This window comes from Leptospira sp. B5-022, assembly GCF_000347035.1.
Lineage (GTDB): Bacteria > Spirochaetota > Leptospiria > Leptospirales > Leptospiraceae > Leptospira_B > Leptospira_B cinconiae.
Map to the genome: position 1 here is coordinate 226,407 of NZ_ANIJ01000018.1, position 19,477 is coordinate 245,883.

A 19,477-nucleotide genomic window follows, 5' to 3' on the forward strand; every position below is an offset into this window, starting at 1 on the left:
TAATCAAATGGCAAAAAAATTCGAAATACCAAAAACGTATCTTGCATACGAATTGAAAGAATACAGCAACGAACCCGGAAGAGCAAAGATCGTAGAAAAAGAACTTAAGCCTCTTAAGAAGGGAGAGGTTTTACTTAAAGTCCATTCCGGTTCCATCAATCCCTCCGATCTCATGTTTATGAGAGGTTTGTACGGAATTAAGAAAAAACTTCCTGTCGTTCCCGGATTTGAGGGAAGCGGTCTGGTGATCGCAAGCGGCGGCGGATGGAGAGCGAATTCTCTTGTAGGAAAACCTGTCGCATGTGTGGCTCCGAATAAGGGTGATGGACCGTATGCAGAATACATGATCACCGACGCCTATTCTTGTTTTACTTTAGGAAAAGATGTAAGCTTGGAACAAGGCGCTTGTTTATTCGTGAACCCTATCACTGCTTGGGCATTGTTGGACCAAGTCATTCGTGAAAAACATAAGGCTTATGTTCAGACTGCTGCCGCTTCCGCTCTGGGAAAAATGTTATTGAGACTTTCCAATAAAAAAGGAATTCCCGGCATTCATGTTGTAAGAAGAAAGGAACAGGTTGATCTTCTTAAATCTTTAGGTGCAGAACATGTATTGGATTCGAGCTCTCCGAATTTTGATCGTGAACTTAGGGTTCTTTCCAATAAGCTGAATGCTACTATTATGTTGGATGCGGTTGCCGGAGAAATTACGGGAAGAGCGTTAGCCGCTATGCCTTACGGAAGTAAATGTGTGGTTTACGGTGCGTTGTCGGAAGAACCTATTTCTTATCATGCGGGGCTTGGGATTTTTCAGGACAAAAAGATAGAAGGTTATTGGCTTTCTTCTTGGATGCCGAAACAAAATCCGTTGAAGATCTGGAAGATCACCTCCGAGATCCGTTCCCTTTTAGGAAAAGAATTCCAGACTCAGATCGCCGCAAAATATCCACTTAAGGAAGCTGATAAAGCGATCCAAGAATATACCAACAACATGACCAGAGGAAAGGTCCTTATTTCCAACGGCTGGGAGCTTTAATGCGAATATTTGTCCAGCAAGCTAAAAGGCCGATATTCTTTCGGCTTTTGGCCTTGGTATTCGGGACCTTCTTCCTTTTCACCTCTTGCTTGGGAGATCTAAGGGAGAACGTCAAAAAACTACAAGCATGCAAGTTTAGGATCTTGGAAACTAAAACGGAACGGGTAGAAATTCTGCCTTTTCCACCTTCTCCCAAGATTTTAATGACTTCTACATTGGAGATAGAGAATCCGAACGATACTTCCGTTAAAATTTATCAGTTCGATCTTGGCGTTATCGCCTCGGGTACCGACGGTAAAGACGCGGAATTAGCCAGAGTCATTTCGGAAGAAGAAACGGAAGTTCCGGCTTTCTCCAAAACTGTGGTCCAACTGAAGATAGAAACAAGCTTTGAAAAAAGAGAGAACCAGGATAAACTATTACTCGGAATTTTAGTAGTCACGAACTTAGTCGCCGGAAAAGATCCGAATTTAAGAATGAAAGGAAGTGTGAGATACAAAACCGTTTTAGGAGAAGTAGATATTCCTTTGGATGAAAAAATACGATTATTACCCAAGAAGCCGGAGCATGAAATTTAGTTTTTTAAGTATTGGAACTGTCTGTAAAAACCTGATTTTACTTACAATTGTCCTATTGGGTTTGTCGAATTGTTCCGACGTAGACGAAGATTTTTATACATTTGGAGAAGCGGCAACTAAGATCATGGTAGCTTATGCCGCGAAAGATGCACAATGCGGATCGAACAGACAGATCACTTCCGTAGTACCCGGAAAACAAAGGAAAAAGGACGTGGATAATTGTGTTACTTCAGTCGCTTTCGAAAATTGTAGTTTTTGGACCCAGGCTGGGGATCCGGTCCCGTTTGCATGCAAGGCTATTGAATTCAGATTGAAGTGATGGGATGGGTAGCCAGACATTTTGATTATCTGATTTTTGCAGCACTGGCTTTGTCCGGTCTGTCTTATCTTTATATACTTCTTACCAGAAATAAAAAGTACGATTCCAAATCCGTTGTACGTTATGATATTCTTCCGGAAGAACCTATGAGTTTCGATCCGAACGAAAAACCCAAAAAAAAAGAACCTAAGGTAAATGTTCTAGAAGTTTTCGATTATAATGGAATTAAGATCATGCATGAGAACGGAATGTACACAGTAAATCATGCCGGAGAGATCCAAGTCTACGGTTCTTGGCAGGCTCTTCCTCCTAGATATCAGGCAATGGTCAAGGAGATGGACAAGTCTTCCGTAGGGCAAAAGAAAAAAGGAAATTATTATATGGAAGTCCTAAATGGAACTTATTATGTGATCTTTCCGGACGGCAAAAAACATAAGTATCCAAAATTCGAGGACATTCCCGAAAAGATCAGAAAAGCATTAGGTTATTGAATTTTTCCGATTCAGATTTGCCAACTAACCGTATTCTTATTTTATCAAAAAATTCTTTTCTATTTTTCTAAACTTGATAAAACGAAACGGTCTGGGCCATTCCTTGAAATTTCGGATCTACTATCTTCTGATATTCGCATTGTTGCATTGTAATTCTTATTTCGAATCCATTTTAGATCCGACCGAATTAAGAATGCCTGCGGATGGTAAATCGGTTGCCGTTTTAAAAATTTCGAATCCAATCTTCGGGGCAGAGGACCATTTTCTTTTGGAAGAGATAGATCCTAATGTACTCAAACTTCTCTCGAACGAAAAAAACAAAAATGAAGACGTCTTACGTGTGCAAGCGGGGAATGTCCCTGCAAATATTATGATCCGAACTAAAAAGGGTAAAACAGTTCAGATTTCCTTGTTCAGCCGAGATGGGGACTTTGACCAGGATGGTTTTCCGGATTCGGCAGAGCTTAGGACCGAATCAGATCGTCAGGCATTTCGGGACTGGTTTGTTAGGATCTCTTTATCCCAATATTTAAAGGAGAATTCCTCCTGGAATCTGAAGGAAAGGGATTGCAGCGGATTGATTCGTTTCGCATATAAGGAGTCTTTAAAGGCTCATACTCAAGACTGGCAGGCAAGGACCGGGATCTTATTGGATAAAAATTTACCGGATGTCCGGGAATTTCAGTACCCGGATATACCCTATATTGGTAAAAATTTATTTCGGATCGGAGAGGGCAAATTCGGAGAATTTGCAGACGCGGAAAGTTTGGAAAAGTTCCATACTTCTTTTGTTTCCAAAGAGTTGGAGTCGGGACTAGCGGGAGATATTCTCTTTTTCAGATCGGATCGTGGGGTCGGAACCAATTTCCATTCTATGATCTTGGTAGAAGGAGAAAGTAAAAATCCCCAGCTTTTATATCATACAGGTTCGGATCGAGGGATCAAATTGATCCGAGCAAAAGAATTGGAAAGAAGTGTGTTGTTTTCCCCGGAAAAGAATAACCGAAATTTTCTCGGGGTATATAGATTTCGGATTTTAGAATAGGAATTTCAGAATGAGAACTCGTGTATCGGATCGTAAAAAGATAATATTCTCTTTTCTTGCAATTTTGATCTCTGCATTAGGATTATTTTATGTGAAACCGAATTTGTTCGGTTCCGCCGCTTTTTATCTAGGAACGGACAGAAGTTTCGGCTCCGGTGAAAATGCGTATGTAAATCTGGAAGGAAATGGAACCGTAAATTACGAATTCAGAGTGTATAAGATTGCGGATCCGAAAGCCTTTCTGACCAAAAAAGTAAAAGAAAGATTGGTCCAAGAGAATAATGACGGAGCATTCGGAAATCCGATCGCACTTTTTACAAGGACCTTGGATAAATTCAGGAACGATTTCCGTAAAGTTGCCAGAAAGGAATTCAATTCCAATACAAGATCCGAGCTGAAAAAAACATTAGGGATCGATTATGAACAACCTACCGAACAAAAACCTCTAGCGATCCCTGCTATTCTAAAAGACCAAGAATTGGTCGCTACCTTCTCGATTCCGACCGTTACTTCCTTTTGGGCATATCGCCGGATACCGGTTCCAATCCGAGATAACGGTGTTTATCTTGTAGAAGGAGTTTCCGGATCTCAGTTGGCTTATACAATTCTGATCAAATCGGGCTTAAACTTTTTAGTTAAACAATCGGATTCGGAGACATTCGTTTATGTGGGCCGCAAAGATAGCGGGGAACCTGTTTCCGATGTGGATCTCACTCTTTTTAATTTGGAGAATGGCCAGGCATTCCAAACTGGAAAAACAAGTTCTGATGGAACGTATTTTTATAAAGGAAGAAGTCCCGTAAAAGGACTAGTCCTTGCTCATAAAAATGGAGAATATTCGGTATCCGATCCTGAATTTTACTCCAGTTCCTTTTATGGAGAAGGCGGGCCGAGAGCTTATATTTATACGGATCGTCCGGTGTATAGACCGGGAGATACGGTTTATTTCAAGGGAATTGTCCGGAATTTCTCCCAAGACGATTATAGGACTATTTCCGGTGCAGGCGTGATTTCTATTGCCAGTGAGCAGGGAGAAACTTCTATCCCAAGCGTTCCGATCAATATCTCCGGAGATAACGGGACTTTTTCGGGAGAATTCATTGTCCCTGAATCGGGGAATACTACTCTCGGAAATTATTCTCTTATATTAAATTTTCGTGATAAAACTTTTCAAACCGAATTTGCGGTAGAAGCGTATAAAAAACCTACCTTCCTTGTATCCGTATCCGTTCCTAAATCCAATTATTTACAAAGGGAAGAAGTAAACGCCCTTGTAAAAGCCAGATATTATTACGGCCAACCGGTTGCAGGACAAGAGGTTGCGTATAGAGTATTCCGCAGACCTAAATTCGATTATTCTCCTGTGGGAACGATCAACTTCGATGCTTCTTCCGATTATTTAGAACAATCGGGACAAAGTGATAAACAAGAATTGGTCTTGGATGGAAAAGGAAAGTTAGATTCCAAAGGACAATATTCTATCAGCTTTAAACCGGATAAATCGGATGCGGATTCCGTTTATACGATTATCGCTTCCGTTCAGTCCGAGGATATGACCTTGGATGGATCTGCTTCTTTCTCCGTGAATCGAAGCGCTTTCTTTGTTCGGATCTCTAAGGATAATTCAGTATACGAACCTGGAAAAGAAGCTAAACTAACGGTAAGTTTGATCGCCTACGATAAAACTTTAAGCGAAGCAGAACGCCAGAAGATGGTGGGAAATCGAAATGTGGATCTTATCCTTTATAATCGGGACATCCAATTCGTAAGAGAAGCAAATCGTTCTAAAATTTCCTCCTTGTCCGTAATGACTTCCGCTTCGGGTGTCGGGACGGCTTCTTTTACAATTCCTAAAAGAGGACAATTCGTTTTGGTCGCAGAGACCAAAGATCCGAATGGGAATTTGACTAAGTCCGAAACATTCTTTTGGGCTTCTTCCGTTTCCGACTCTATCGAAATTCCTTTCAAGGATATCACTCTCAAGCCTGGTAAGGATATTTATTCCGTGGGAGATACTGCGGAAATCCTGGTTTTAAGTCCAGTTTCCAACGGACATATGGTTTTGACCTTAGAAGGAAATCGTATCTTCAAAAAAGAAGTGGTGAAGATGAAAGGGAACGCTTTAAAATATGCGGTCCCGATCACTGCAGAGATGAGCCCGAACTTTACATTATCTGCGGTTCAGTTTTCCGGAAACGATGTTTATAAAAGCCAAGTAAGAGTGGTCGCTCCTCCCGAGCAGAAGTTCCTGAAAGTGGGGCTGGAACCCGGACGTAAGGTATATCGTCCTGGTGATAAAGCGGAGATCCGTCTGAAAACCACAGGCCTCGGAGGCAACGGAGTTTCTGCTGAGGTTTCTCTCGCGATCGTAGACGAGGCGATCTATCAGATCAAAGAGGAGAAGACCCCAAATATAGGGACCTTCTTCTATCATCCAAGAAGAAATAACGTGCAGACAACGTTGGCATCCGCATATAAGTTTTTCGGATATTCGGAAAATAAAAGATTAAAACTGGCCTTGGGTAAAAAAGGGGAATCGGTTTATTCCGCAATGAAAAACGAGGACCAAGCACGGGATCGCTTTAAAGATACGAGTTATTGGAATGCAAAAGTAAAAACCGGACCGGATGGAACTGCGACAGTTAGTTTTAATCTTCCGGATAACTTGACTTCTTGGAGGGTGACTGCGATTGCGATCACTCCTGATACGAAAGTAGGAAAAGGCCAAACCAGTTTTGTTACTAAAAAAGATCTGATGATCTTAGGTGGAATGCCAAGATTCATCATCAAAGGAGAAACCCAAAAAGTTTCTGCTACGATTTCCAACCAATCTCCAAGTAAACTTCCAATCAAAGTTACTATAAAAGCGGAAGGTGCAAAAATTTTAGGGAACTCCGAAACTACGATCCATTTGGAGCCTGGTCAAAACCAATCTTTACATTTCGATGTGCAAACTCTTGCGGACCCTAAGATCAAATCCGCAAAGATCAGTATTCTCGCTGCAGGATCCGGTTACCAAGATCTACTAAAATCCGAGATCCCACTCAAGACTTGGGGATTGCCTAAAACGATTTCGGATAGTTTAGGAATGGAAGAAGGAGAACATTCAGGAGTTCTAAACTTAGAGGCACCTAAGGAATTAGGAGATCCTCGTTTGGAGGTCCGACTCAGTCCCGCTTCCTTACCTGCTTTAAGACAATCCTTAGATTATCTTGCCGATTACCCTTATGGTTGTGTAGAACAAACCATGAGCAGATTCTACCCTCTATTATCCGCTCAGAAAGCCGGCTTCATCAATGAAAGGCTTAGGAAAGAACTTCCTAAGATGATAGATGTCGGATTAAAAAGAGTGTCGGAACTCCAACGCACAGATGGAGGATTTGGTTGGTTTGAAGGTGGGGTAGAAAGTGATGTTCTGATGTCCGCTTATGTTTACAGAGGATTGGCGGTTAGCCAGAAAAACGGTGCCAAGGTTTCTGCTCCGGTATTGAATAGAGCGAGAGCTTATTTGTACGATGTTTTGGGCAAAGGCGATCTTTCTCCGAATGCAAAAGCATATATAATTTTCTCCTTAAGTGAAGGAGGAAATGTTGAAGATTCTATCGTGGATGGTTTGGTGAAGTCTTCCGCCAAACTAAATCAATACGGACAGGCTTTACTTTCATTAATATTAGCTAATAAAGGTAAAAAGGCGGAAGCCTCTACCTGGTTCAAAAAAGGAGTGGAGTCGAGCGGATTCGGTAAAAAACCGTTCTTTAAACTCACTTCTTACGGTAAAAACCCTCGTTGGGAAGAAGATAGGATAGAAACAATCTCCACATTATTGAGTGCAGGAGTTCGCCTCGGAGAAGATAAGGTCATTCTTGCCAATATTGCTTCTTCTCTTTTATCCAATCGTATCGAGTTAGCTTGGAATAATTCAAGAGATACTTCGGCGGCTGTATTGGCATTGTCCGAATTTTTAGTCTCTATCCGTGAGTCAGAAACTCCTGCAAATGTGGAGGTTGTCTTGAACGGAACCAGTTTGAAAACTGTTACTCTTCCTCCGAACTCGGAGCAAGGAGAATTGTATAAGATCCCGATCCCTTCCGAGTTGATCCGTTCCGGACCGAACAAGGTGGAAGTTTTGAAGAAGGACGGGCCCGTTCTTTATGCGACTGCTTCCTTGTATTACACGGATCGAAGTAAAAAGATCCAAGCTTACACCAATGGTATCAAGGTAAAGCGCACCTATTATAAATTAAAAGTGGATTCGAACGATATCACTCCTGTGGAATCCAAAACGTTTCAACCGGGAGATCTGGTAATGGTAGAAGTTTCGGTCCAGAAAGAAGGCGACGCGGATTCTTACTTCCAAGTTGAAGATTCTCTATTGCCTGGATTCTCATTTTTACAAAGAGATGCGGAGTATTATGCGGGCGATCTCAAGATGGAATATCTAAGTCGCCAAGTTTATGACGATAAAGCCGTGTTCTTTGTCGGAGGTCCTACAAAAGAATTTAAGGTCCGATACTTTATTAGAGCAGAAGTAGGCGGGAAGTATAAGGTGATACCAGCCAGAGCGTCCTTAATGTATTATTCGGAAGTAACAGGAGCGAGTTCAGACGATGAAATTAATGTTCAATAATCTACTTTTAAGCGCTCTTTTACTTTTCGGATCCGCTACATTTGCGCAGACCGTGACGATAGATTCTCCTCACGGTGGATTCACGACGGAACGGATCCAAAATGTTTCCGGTTCCGTTAGCGGAAATCTGGAAAAGGCGACTATCGTGATCAACGGAATTCCTCAGTCGATCCGTTTACACGGGGGGAAATTTTCCTTAAGTACTGTGGTTGCTCCGGGAACAAATCTGATTGAAGTCAAAGCAGGCAATGCAAGCGATCGAGTTTCCTTTTTCGCAGCCGTTCCACCTAGAGATATCAAAGTTGTCCTTACCTGGGACACTGCGACAGATGTAGACCTTTGGGTTCTAGATCCTACCGGTGAAAAATGTTTTTATGCAAATCGCTCCACCAAGTCCGGGGGAAATTTGGATGTGGACGTAGTGGATGGATATGGGCCGGAAACCTTTACCATGTCCAAGGCGCTACCGGGGAATTATTCCGTTCAAGTTCAGTACTATGGTTCTTATGATAAGCCGGTAACAAGAGTCAATGTATACGTCGTTCTAAACGAAGGAAAGCCGAACGAAAAAAGAAAACAATTCCAGTTCGTGATGACCCGTTCCCAACAAGTGTACCATATTGCGAATTTTGAGATAGATCCGGAATCTTAAGATGCTATTTTTCGATCGGAATAGTTCTTATGGAAAATCGAGCAGAGGCCTCGGAACAAGTATCCTGGCTTCTCTCGTCTTTATATATTCTTTTTCCATAATGTATTTGGATGCGGAAACCGTTTCGATCGATTCTCCTCACGGAGGTTTTACTACGGAAAGGATCCAAAAAATTTCCGGAACCGTAACAGGGGCAAATCCTGAAAAAGTCACTGTCGTGATCAATGGGATCCCTCAGATGGTGCCATTGTATGCAGGAAAATTTTCTTTTAGCACCGTGGCTTCTCCCGGAGACAATCTAGTGGAGGTTCGTGCGGGTAAGGCTTATGATAAGGTAAGCTTTTTTGCAAAGGTTCCTCCTCGAGATATCAAAGTGGTTTTGACCTGGGATACTGCGAGTTATACGGATCTTTGGGTAATCGATCCTACCGGAGAGAAGTGTTACTGGGCCCACACTTCCACCAAGTCGGGAGGTAATCTTGTATATGATGATGCTACTTTTGCACCTCAGACTTTTACCATGTCCAAGGCCTTGCCCGGCAATTATGCAGTCCAAGCACAGTACTATGCTCCGTTTAACGCTCAGGTTACCAGAGCCAAAGTTTATGTAGTCCTTTATGAAGGGACTCCAAGAGAAAAAAGAAAACAATACCAATTCACAATGACCAAGGCCCAGCAAGTCTATCATCTGGGTAATTTTGAGATAGAGCCGGATTGACCAAAATGTACAGGAAGGTATACTATAAAATCGAGATTTTGTCCGCTTTGTTCCTTCTTTATGGGGCAAGTCTCGAGGCGGCTCCTAAATTTTCTTATTCTCATTTAGATGAGGCCGTAAAAGAATTCGAATCTAAAAATTCCGCATCTTCGGTGGTATTGATGGAAATGGATTCCGGAAAAGTGGAATATATCTATAGACCGGAGATCGCTATTTCTAAAAAATTGCCTCCCGGTTCTTCGGTAAAAACCTTCTCCGCTTTAACGTTATTAAAGTATAAAGACAAACTCGGATTTTCTCCCGAAAAAAAGATCTTATGTAAGGGTAGATTTTATCCTAAAGAAAATTTAACTCCCACTAAATCGGATCTAAACACATTTCATTTGCCTCAGGACGAAAATGGAAAAGAATATTTGAGATGTTCTTTGGCAAAAGGTCATGGAGAAATGGATCTGAGATCCGCTTTGGTGCAATCTTGTAACGTATATTTTCTAACGAGCGCCTCCTCGTATCCTGATCTGTTCTATTCGAAGTTGTACGAGGACTGGAGTTTAGGAAAATCCACAAGGTCCAGATTGGATCCTTATATAGAACCTTCTGATACAAATTTTATATCGATCAGTCCTCTCCGAAAAGTAGCTGCTTCTATCGGAGAAGGAGGGCTTCTCTTAAGTCCTTTAAAAATTTCACAGTTGTATTCTTCGATATGGAAAGAAGGACCGAGACTTTCCCCTTATTGGGGACAAGGAAAAGAACCTCTCCGATCCGAAGAAAATCCTTATGCGGGACAGGATTTGAGATGGATCACCTCCGTTCTATCAGAGGTCCCAAAATCCGGAACTTTAAAAGATTTGAATGTTCCTGAAAAAGGAAACTTGGAGATTCTGGGTGGCAAAACCGGGACTGGAACCAAATTTATGCATAAATATGAGACGCATGGATGGACAGTATTATCTTTTCGTAAAGATCGAAAATCGTATGTGCTGACCGTTTTTGTGGAAAATGGGTCAGGAGGAAATCAAGCTAAATATTTGGCTTCTATTCTTCTGGATAAGATCGATCCTAAAAGTAAAGATTCTGCAATAAAATCAGGTAGATAAAATGAGAACTTGCATCCAAATTTTCAAAACCAAAGTAATTCCTAAGATCAAGGGTCTTTTTTCTAAAGAATCATTGGAAACCTTTAAGACCGGATTTACGGAAAACGTATTGAAAGATCCTAAAGTAGGAGTTCCTACCGGAGCGGGCGTCTTGTTTTTAGCGATCGGCTTCTATCTTTCCTTTAAAGGGTATTCCATAGATTCGGCGATCAAAGATCCTGCTCTTCTCATTCCTAAAAAAGCAAACCTTCTAGTAGAAGTATACCGCCCGGAAGAATTTGTAGAAGATCTGGAAAAAACGAATTTAGGAAGAGAACTTTCCGAAGATGGAACTTTTCAGAAAATTCTCACTGTACCTGAACTTAGAAAGATCAGCTCCGTTTTATATTTATTGGAAGCAAAAGCAGGAGTAATGACGAAACCGTCCAGATTAGCGGCTTTATTCGACGGACCAGTTGCCGTAGCTACTTTTCCAAAATCCAATTTTTTACTCGTGGGTAAGGCAAGTGCAAGTTCCAAATTGGGAGTGAGTCTGATCACAGGATTTAAAGGGGAAAAGATCGTAGTTAAAGAAACTCCTAAAGAGGAGAAACCGCAAACTCCTCCACAAACGGAAGAAGGATACTATACTCCAACCGGTTCTGAGACCACTCATTCTGCGGATGATTTTGCCGATCAATTCGCAGCGGGTTCCGAAAAATTCGGAAACTTAGAAGCGTTTAAATATGAATTCGGTTCCGGAAAAATTTTAGCGATCGTCCTTGGAGATTTTATTATACTCACCGATTCGGAAGATCTATTGGAAAAATCTTTAGACCTAGCTTCTTCCGTAAATAATGATTCTTTGGGTAATCAAAGAGGTTTCGATACTCTTCGAAAGGAAGCTTCTAAAAAAGAAAACAAGGTACTGTTCTTTGCAGGAACTGATTCTTTAATCGCTCCGTTTCTAAAACCTTCCTTTGGGGATTCTGGAGCCGCTTTACTTTTAGGTTGGGAAACCGGAAAAAATCTAGAAGGAAAAGTTTATAAGATCGGTGGAGATAAAAACCAAGTAGTTAGTTCCGGTCCTGGGCTTTCCAAAGTAATCCCTCGAGAAACGAATTTAGTATTTTATTCGGAAGAATTAAAACCGTCCGAAGTTTGGAAATCTTTAGAAACCATTAGTGGAGAATGGGAAGAACTCGGAGAAGGCTTAAATGCATTCGGTAAAAATGCGGGGATCCATGAACAATACTTCGGCTCCGAAAAAGGAATCGCTTTCAGTTTTAACGGACTGGAATACAAGTCCGGAATGGTCTATCCAAGGTTCGGGATCTCTTTACCGGCTTCCGTTCCGGATGATAAACTTTTAAAAGCGATTTTCAAAGTGGGAAATCCGATCAAAGTTTCTTACCAAAATACAAACTTAGAATCTTACCCTTTGAGAAAAGGCGGCTTCTATACTCCTGCATCCTTGAAAGTGGGAAATTGGAAATATTTAGCTTCGGATAGAAAAAGTGCAGAAGAAACTGTTTCCTCCGGAAACGGGAATCGGCCTAACCAAGCAGATCTTTTCTCTTCCGGTCCTGCTAAAGAGTTAGCTTATTATCCTCATCATTTAGTGGTTCGTGTTCCAGGGATTTTGGAAGATCTCAAAAGTTTTTATTTATACGGAGCGGAAGGTTCTCCTGAATATACATCCAAAACGATCGAAAGAGATGTGCAGCCTATTTTAGATAAACTGAAAGTTTTTGAAAGATTGGTAGTCTCATTCGGTTCCGGAAAAGAAGGAGAAGACTGGGGGAAATTGAAGATCTTTTAAAATTTGTTCAGTAAACGCGTGTAGGAACTCCTACACGCGATAAATTTTACTTTGTTGGATTTCTTACAAGACAATCGACTTCCTAAAATTAATACCTGGACTTTACAAATTGTGAATATATATTTTGGATTTCTGGACTTTGAGTTTCCAAAAAGACCCGAAATCTTGCCTCTCCCTTAGTCTTTAAAAGCCACGAGCCCCAGAGAAAAAGTTTCTGGTATAAGATTTTCTTTTTAAATCCGCTTCTTGTGTGGATTTCCCTACTACATTCTTCGTCGAATTTTTCCCAACTCCAAGGAAACTTAAGATCTAAAGATGTGGGTTTAGGATTCGTAGGATACAAAGATTCACAATAAGATTCCTGCATCCAAAAGGAAGTTTCCGATCTGGATTCCGGGGCTAAAAAATGACAAATCTCATGTTTGATCACCGTATCTAAAATTCCCTTTTTCGCTAAACTTTCCGGATTTTGGAAAAAGAATTTATTACTTTCGGGAGAATAGAACGCAGCTAACGTTGAGGGTTGGCCCGAGTATTTTCGAAAAACTTCCGAGTTTTCTGAAACGAAGATCTGGGCGTTTTGCGGGATTCTTCTATCCAATCTTTCCGATTCGGCTCTGATCTCGGTTACGAATTTTTCGGCGAAAGTTTCAAGAAATCTTTCGGGATTTTTTCGTTTGTTCCTGTCGTCTAAAAAGTAAAATTCGAATCCTTCTATTTTTCTTTTTACCGCTTGGGCATTTGCGGGTTCTATTAAGAATATTATAAAAAATAAATATATTGCCGATACGGTAAAAATAGATCTCAAGGGATTTTCCTCAGTTCCGCGCCTGGAAAATAAAAATGAAGTATCTCCTCCGATTTTGCTCCCCGAAACGCCATTTCTCTTGCTCCGTATTGGCAAAGACCGATCCCATGCCCAAAACCTTTTCCTTTGAAATAAAATCCTCGAGCGCTTGTTTCGATCTTAAAATCATTACTCTTGGTTTTATTCCAGCCTAACTTTCTGCCGATCTTAGATAAAAATTCGGAGGCTTGGATATTCTTTTTTCCGGAATAATCCTTATATTCTAAGGATGTTATTCTGAATTCCGAATACTTAGGCTCTAATTCGGTTAACTGTTTCGCTTCCAAGGCGGATCCCATTTCTTCTTTCGAAATAAAAGTTTCCCAGGAGAAGTAAGGAGAATTTTTACATTGAATCTCTCCATTTTTGGTATCGGGACCGGATCTATAATATTGTGGATTTTTGAAATTCTTCCAAAGAACGGAAGGAGAAGACAAATTTCCTCCGCAAGTAGAATGAAAGAATGTCTCTAAAACTTTCCCACCTTTATCTTGCAGAAGTATTTTTTTATATGGAGCGAATTGAATATTCTCCTTTTTTAATTTTCCTGAAAATTGGAGACAATGGGTTAGATCGCAAAGATCGTGACCTTCTTTGGAATGTCTTCCTAAGTTTGCGAGAGCGTAAGAGCGGATCATTGCGGATGCAGCGATAGAATATTCCTGCTTCCAGTTCGGATTTGGATCTTTTTCATTTTTAGGATAAAATAAGTCTCCGAATTCCGAGACCATTCCGATCCCTACGTATTCTTCTAACGGGACGGTAAGTACGAGTTTTAGTTTTCCTTTGGAAGAAGTGATTTCCAGATCTCCAGAATATTTTTTAGGAGTCTGGTCTTTGGGAACTTCAAGTTCGTATTCTCCACCTGAAAAAAGGATATGTTCCGATCTTGAGTTTTTGGTTCCGTCTATTATTCTGATTTCATTTTCTTCCGATCTGACCAAGATCGTTTTATCTTTTTCTAAACTATTTTTCCCTAAGGATTGTATTCTGGCGTTTTTGACGATGATCCGCACACTCTCCGGAGAATATTTAGATAAGATTCCTATTCTGATCTTATTCGGGACCGTATCTGCAAATAGAGAAGTAGATAAGAATAGAAAACCCAAACAAGCAAGTTTGGAAAGGCGATTCATTGTACTTGGATCGCCTTTGGGAACGTGGGACATGAAGAAACACATAAACCGCAACCGACGCAGTCTTGGGAGAAACTCGGTTTATTTCCTTTGAACCGGACTACATTCGGGATCGGACAAGTGATTGCGCAGGTCTCGCAGGTTTTTTCTCCCGTTCTCGAATTGATACAATGTTGGAAGAAACCTTTTGCCTTTCCGAATTTAGGAGATTCATTTTTTTTATAAGGTAAAAGTGCACCCGTCTCACAGGCTGAGATACACGGATAATCTTTGCATAACATACATGCATTCAGATTCACATCCATACGAGGAAAATGTTTGCCTGTTTTATCATCAGGCACCGGAAACAGGACCGAATATGGGCAGGCATAGATACAATCGCTGCAAGCAGTACATTTGGAGAAGAATCGTTTTCCTTTCGCATCTGCTCCGGGAGGGAATTGTAAATTTCGAAATCCTTTAAATTTACTTTTGACTATTTTAGGTTTTGGGACTTTGATCTGGGTTTTTTTAGGCGCGACTTTTTCCGGTTCCGCCTTATTAACTTCCCCTACAGATGATTTCCAAGTTTCGGAAATTTCATTTACACCTTCTTCCATTACGGAAAAAGCTTTTGCTAAGCCTTTCCGGAAGAAGTCTTTTCGGTTCATTCTTCACCTATCCTCTCAATATGAGCGCCTAGAGATCTAAGTCTGGTATCTATGTTTTGGAATCCTCTGTCTATTTGGACGATATTATGGATGGAGCTTGTACCTTCTGCACAAAGAGCTGCAATGATCATTGCCATGCCTGCTCTGATATCGGGACTGGCTACTTTTTGACCATAAAGACGATTCGGTCCGATCACGATCGCTCTATGCGGATCGCAAAGTATAATTTGAGCGCCCATGGAGATGATATTATCCACGAAAAATAATCTGGATTCGAACATTTTTTCATGAATGAGTACTGTTCCTTTACATTGTGTAGCAGTGACTAACGCAACGGAAGTCATATCCGCAGGGAAACCAGGCCAAGGAGAATCGTCTATTTTAGGAGTGGCTCCGTGATAATCCGGAATGATCTCCATTTTCTGGTCGGAAGGAACTAAGATACCTCCGTCTTGCGGACGAACTTCGATCCCCAAGCGAGAATATACCATGCGGATCATTCGGATATCTTCCAGCTCCACATCGCCGATAAAAATTTCTCCGCCGGTGACCGCGGCCAAACTGATAAAACTTCCGATCTCTAAATAATCGGAACCGATCCTATGAGGTTTATCCGGAGTTTTTAAGGAATTTACACCTTCGATCGTAAGAATGTTCGAACCGATCCCTGAAATTTTCGCGCCGGCAGAAACTAAAAATTTACAAAGCCTTTGTACATGGGGCTCGCTTGCCGCATGACGTAAGACGGTGGTGCCTTCGGAAAGTACCGCCGCCATAACCGCGTTTTCTGTGGCAGTAACGGAAGCCTCGTCCATAAGAAGGTCTGTGCCTCTGAGCCTGTCTCCTCTGATTTCGTAACCGTCAGGGAATACTTCTATCTGAGCGCCTAAGGCTTGGAGCGCGAGAAGATGAGTGTCCATTCTTCTTCGTCCGATCTTATCTCCACCCGGTCTTGGTAAAAACACTCTTCCTGTTTTGGCTAGAATGGGACCTGCAAGTGTGACCGCCCCTCTGATCTTGGAACAAAGTTCCGCAGGAAGATCCGACTTTAGATCTCCGTTATTTCTGAATAAATAGGTTCCTTCTCCCTTATCTTCTACTTCCATTCCTAAATGGCGTAGAACGTCCATGAGCATAAGTACGTCCGAGATCTGGGGAATGTTTTCGATAATTACTTCGCCAGGAACTAAACAGACGGCCCCTAAAATAGGTAAGGCCTCGTTTTTATTCCCTTGTGGCATTACAGTTCCATGAAGAGGATTTTTACCGATAATTTTGAAGTATGGAGAGCTCATGATCCGACCAGCTTTATTGGTATACTCATGTCTCCTTCTCCTACGGCAAGCACTTCACCGGGACCTAAATCGATTGACTCAAAAGGTTTTTTTTCCGATCAACGTTGGTATTCATGGATTCTTTTTTACAACGTTTTAGAGATTTTCAAAAAACACTGTTTTTCGACTTCTTCTGTTTTTTCTGGACCGGGGCGTTTGCCTTCTTAGCCTTCGCTCCATTTTATCTCAGCCATTTAGTTTGGATTGCCCCTTTCGGTCTGTTTTGGATCACTCATAAATATTCCGGAAGATATTGGAGATTGGTAGGATACGGTTTCTTATTCGGGGTATTTTTCTATGCCATCGCATTTCATTGGATCCATCATATGGCAATGGTCTTCGGGAATTTCCCTTGGCCGGTTGCGTTTATCATTCTTCTTTTAGCCGGAGTTTTGTTTGGAGCTAAGTTCCCAATCTTTTTAGTTTCGTATTCCTTTCTTTCCAGAAGAGTCGGAAAGCATAGCGTTTGGGTAGCGGGGGTTTGCGGAATGGCGGCGGACATGATCGGTTACCAACTGTTTCCTTGGTACTGGGGAAATCTTGCGGCTGGAAATATCATACTCGCTCAAACAGTGGAGATCTCGGGAGTTTATGGACTTTCCTTCTTAGTATTCGTGATCTCTTACACGATCTTTGAAACAAATCCGTTACATCTTCCGGAAATTTTAAAGTCCAAAGAAAAAAGATCCCATTTTATAAAATTCTGGACCTTGCCGTTAGCGTTACTTCTTCTTTTTGTGATCGTAGGCTCTTCATTGTATGTAAAATGGAAGAACGTAACACCAAGTAAAACCTTAGAAATCTTAGTCGTCCAACCGGATGCTCCAATGAGTATACGCGACGAGAGGGGAAGGTCTCCTCGAGAAGTGATCGAAGATCTGATGGGTAGAATGGACAAAATGGTGGAGAATGCCGTCCAAAGAGCCGGTAAAAATCCGGACCTGATCGTTTTACCGGAGGCCGGTATCCCGTATTTCTCTGCGAATCGTGAACTGTTAAAGATCAGAATGGGAGATCGGATCTATTGGCCTAGATTCGACTCTTTGATGGTTTCTTTCGCTAACAGATACAAAGCATCAGTATTCTTTAATGAAATAGATGCGGCTTATAAGATCAAAAGTTCCGGAAGAGAATATCTCAGATATTTTAATAATAATGTAGTCTATGATCCGAACGGTGTCAGAAGACAGGCTTATCAAAAACAATATTTGGTAATGTTCGGTGAGACCATGCCTTTCGAGTTCATGTATGACCTGAGCCCGCAAACGGGAAGGTTTGATCCGGGAGAATCTTTCGATCTTCTACACTATTATTCCGCCGTCCCTAAGGAAAATCCTCAAACTGTTTTGCCGGTTACTTGGGAAAAAACGGAAGGAATAGATGCTGATTTCGTAAGAAATTATTATTCTCCAACTCATACCGAATTGAAGGACGAGGGTTCTTTTCTTCCTTTAATCTGTTATGAAGTGATCGTTCCGGAATTCGTAAGAAAGTTCAAAGACTCGGGGAATCCTCAGTTCATTGCAAATCTCACCAATGATAAATGGTATGGAACGACGACGGAAAGCGACCAACATTTCGAGTTGGGAAGACTTCGAGCTATAGAATGGAGAAGATGGCTAGTCCGTTCTACAAACTCAGGTATCTCAGGATATGTGGATCATTTGGGGAATTTTATAGAAGGTAAGTCGACTTCTCTTATGAAAGCCGAGACTAGCTGGCAACAGATCCAAGTGATCGATTCTCCTCCCGGATTTTACGTTCTCTACGGGAACTTGATCCCTTGGATCATGATCATTCTGACCGCAATCTATTACGGAAATCTATTGCTTAGAGTCTATCGTAAAAAAGATTAACGGAACGGTTACTTTGAGTAAATTTTTGTCTGAAAGTGAGCGAAGCCGGAAAGTATTTTTGAAATCGACTCTTGCAAAAGAAATCATTTCTAGTTTAAGGATTGATCAGATAATAGGAAAAAATTCCCCGAAAGTTTTTATCTTTCGGAAGAATTCCTTCCGGAACTTGAGCGCAATCCAATTTGGAATCGGTTATATAATAGAGCTGGTAAGGTTTCGTAAAAAATAAACGGACAAAGAATCGAAGTACCGCGGATATATTGGAAAGAACATAGATCTGTCCGATCGTATGTTTTCGAGAGATTGTTAAACTACAGGAACCGCTTTCATCTAAATAAAACTTTTCTTTAATAGGGAGATGGTATCCTGAAAAAGGTTCCGTCTCGGATTCTAATACTTCCGACTTCAAAACTTTTGCGGAGAATAACATTTTTCCGGAAGGGTCCAAAGCGCTTACGGTTCGTATCTCTTCTTCCGGAAAGTTTTCGTTCCCGATAAAACCGCCCGCAAATAATCTTTCTCCTGCACTGTTGATGGAGCGGTACAATTCCCAACGTTTACTGTACTTATATACTTCATAGTTGGTAAGAAGATGTTCCATTCCGCCTTTTCCATTCAGCTCTATTCTATTTCCGTTCAAAATTAAATATCCTTTTGCAGGAACGGAGGAGAATGCCATGTCTGCTTGCACGAAACTATCTTTTTCGGGTAAGCGGATCTTCCCGCCAGAAAGAGAAACAGCTTTGGACCAACCGGTTTTATAGCTGATAAAAAGCTCCGCAGTGTCGGTGATCATTTTGATTTCGGGACCGCCTATTCCTTTTGAAACGGAACTATCATAAATTTCTAATTCTAGATTTCCACTCTCCGCTTTGAGTTCGTCACTAGAATATTCTCTTGTGGAAAATTGAGTACCGGTTTGTTTATCGTAAACTACAAGACTAACTCCGCAATTTTTGGTACCGGGACCCAGATTACTTACGATGAACGTTGCAAAGATCCAGGTCTGGTCATCCGTAAAGGAATAGTTCCAGGCTTGGAAATAACCTTCCTGAGCATAGGGATGAAATCCCATTTCGTATTTGCTTGTTTTTCTGGCCTGGATCTTTGTTTCGTCTGCCTCTAGTCTCCATTCTCCTAAACTGCTAAATAGGATTAAAATGACTAGAACAGATTTGAAAATAATTGTTTTGGATCGGTTAAAAGAACAATCGTTCGCCGAAGAATTTTCGGATAGAAAAATCATGGGGATCAATTCCTAACTCTGGTTTTATTCTCCGGCAAGCA

16 protein-coding genes are annotated in these 19,477 nt (G+C 41.3%); 11 read left to right on the forward strand and 5 right to left on the reverse strand.

Features of this window, described 5'->3' with window-relative positions:
* The first annotated feature begins 7 nt into the window (after positions 1-7).
* From LEP1GSC192_RS09045 to LEP1GSC192_RS09090, 10 genes are all read left to right on the forward strand, one after another.
* Positions 8-1,036: a zinc-binding dehydrogenase gene (locus tag LEP1GSC192_RS09045; RefSeq protein ID WP_020769488.1), complete on the forward strand. Its 1,029-nt coding sequence runs from the start codon at positions 8-10 to the stop codon at positions 1,034-1,036.
* A complete protein-coding gene (locus LEP1GSC192_RS09050; protein ID WP_020769617.1) occupies positions 1,036-1,614 on the forward strand; it encodes an LEA type 2 family protein in 579 nt (192 codons plus the stop codon). Before LEP1GSC192_RS09045 ends, LEP1GSC192_RS09050 begins: the two co-directional genes overlap by 1 nt.
* Entirely contained in the window at positions 1,604-1,933 is a 330-nt protein-coding gene (locus LEP1GSC192_RS09055) for a hypothetical protein (protein ID WP_036089484.1), read from the forward strand. Before LEP1GSC192_RS09050 ends, LEP1GSC192_RS09055 begins: the two co-directional genes overlap by 11 nt.
* The gene (locus LEP1GSC192_RS09060) at positions 1,933-2,424 is read left to right on the forward strand and encodes a hypothetical protein (protein ID WP_020769609.1); all 492 of its coding nucleotides are present in this window, start codon (positions 1,933-1,935) and stop codon (positions 2,422-2,424) included. The genes LEP1GSC192_RS09055 and LEP1GSC192_RS09060 overlap by 1 nt, the downstream gene beginning before the upstream one ends.
* Positions 2,425-2,527: 103 nt before the next feature.
* Positions 2,528-3,469, forward strand: coding sequence for a DUF1175 family protein (locus tag LEP1GSC192_RS09065; RefSeq protein ID WP_020769695.1), 942 nt, complete (start codon positions 2,528-2,530; stop codon positions 3,467-3,469).
* 10 nt (positions 3,470-3,479) lie between these two features.
* Positions 3,480-8,096: an alpha-2-macroglobulin gene (locus tag LEP1GSC192_RS09070; protein WP_020769832.1), complete on the forward strand. Its 4,617-nt coding sequence runs from the start codon at positions 3,480-3,482 to the stop codon at positions 8,094-8,096.
* Positions 8,086-8,748, forward strand: a complete 663-nt coding sequence (locus LEP1GSC192_RS09075) for a YfaP family protein (protein ID WP_369750131.1) — start codon at positions 8,086-8,088, stop codon at positions 8,746-8,748. The genes LEP1GSC192_RS09070 and LEP1GSC192_RS09075 overlap by 11 nt, the downstream gene beginning before the upstream one ends.
* Before the next feature lies 1 nt (position 8,749).
* Positions 8,750-9,466: a DUF2135 domain-containing protein gene (locus LEP1GSC192_RS09080; protein WP_020769601.1), complete on the forward strand. Its 717-nt coding sequence runs from the start codon at positions 8,750-8,752 to the stop codon at positions 9,464-9,466.
* A 5-nt stretch (positions 9,467-9,471) separates the two neighbouring features.
* Positions 9,472-10,566 carry a penicillin-binding transpeptidase domain-containing protein gene (locus LEP1GSC192_RS09085; RefSeq protein WP_020769688.1) on the forward strand — a complete coding sequence of 365 codons (1,095 nt, stop codon included), beginning with the start codon at positions 9,472-9,474 and terminating at the stop codon, positions 10,564-10,566.
* Position 10,567: 1 nt separating this feature from the next.
* On the forward strand, positions 10,568-12,367 hold the full coding sequence (locus LEP1GSC192_RS09090; protein ID WP_020769818.1) for a hypothetical protein: 1,800 nt from the start codon (positions 10,568-10,570) through the stop codon (positions 12,365-12,367).
* Between the two features lie 88 nt (positions 12,368-12,455).
* On the opposite strand, the gene LEP1GSC192_RS09095 is transcribed toward LEP1GSC192_RS09090, so the two are convergent.
* Genes LEP1GSC192_RS09095 through murA form a run of 4 tightly spaced genes read right to left on the reverse strand, consistent with a single transcriptional unit; the run spans position 12,456 to position 16,295 of the window.
* Positions 12,456-13,175 (reverse strand): hypothetical protein, encoded by a 720-nt coding sequence (locus LEP1GSC192_RS09095; protein ID WP_020769599.1) that lies wholly within the window; start codon positions 13,173-13,175, stop codon positions 12,456-12,458.
* Positions 13,172-14,350, reverse strand: coding sequence for a SpoIID/LytB domain-containing protein (locus LEP1GSC192_RS09100; RefSeq protein WP_020769729.1), 1,179 nt, complete (start codon positions 14,348-14,350; stop codon positions 13,172-13,174). Before LEP1GSC192_RS09100 ends, LEP1GSC192_RS09095 begins: the two co-directional genes overlap by 4 nt.
* Positions 14,347-15,000, reverse strand: a complete 654-nt coding sequence (locus LEP1GSC192_RS09105) for a 4Fe-4S dicluster domain-containing protein (protein ID WP_020769768.1) — start codon at positions 14,998-15,000, stop codon at positions 14,347-14,349. The genes LEP1GSC192_RS09100 and LEP1GSC192_RS09105 overlap by 4 nt, the downstream gene beginning before the upstream one ends.
* Positions 14,997-16,295, reverse strand: coding sequence for a UDP-N-acetylglucosamine 1-carboxyvinyltransferase (murA, locus tag LEP1GSC192_RS09110; RefSeq protein ID WP_036089489.1), 1,299 nt, complete (start codon positions 16,293-16,295; stop codon positions 14,997-14,999). The genes LEP1GSC192_RS09105 and murA overlap by 4 nt, the downstream gene beginning before the upstream one ends.
* 113 nt (positions 16,296-16,408) lie before the next feature.
* Between murA and lnt the strand changes: the two genes are divergently transcribed.
* Positions 16,409-18,190, forward strand: coding sequence for an apolipoprotein N-acyltransferase (gene lnt, locus LEP1GSC192_RS09115; protein ID WP_020769717.1), 1,782 nt, complete (start codon positions 16,409-16,411; stop codon positions 18,188-18,190).
* A 94-nt stretch (positions 18,191-18,284) separates the two neighbouring features.
* On the opposite strand, the gene LEP1GSC192_RS09120 is transcribed toward lnt, so the two are convergent.
* Positions 18,285-19,436 (reverse strand): hypothetical protein, encoded by a 1,152-nt coding sequence (locus tag LEP1GSC192_RS09120; protein WP_020769435.1) that lies wholly within the window; start codon positions 19,434-19,436, stop codon positions 18,285-18,287.
* Between the last annotated feature and the right edge of the window lie 41 nt (positions 19,437-19,477).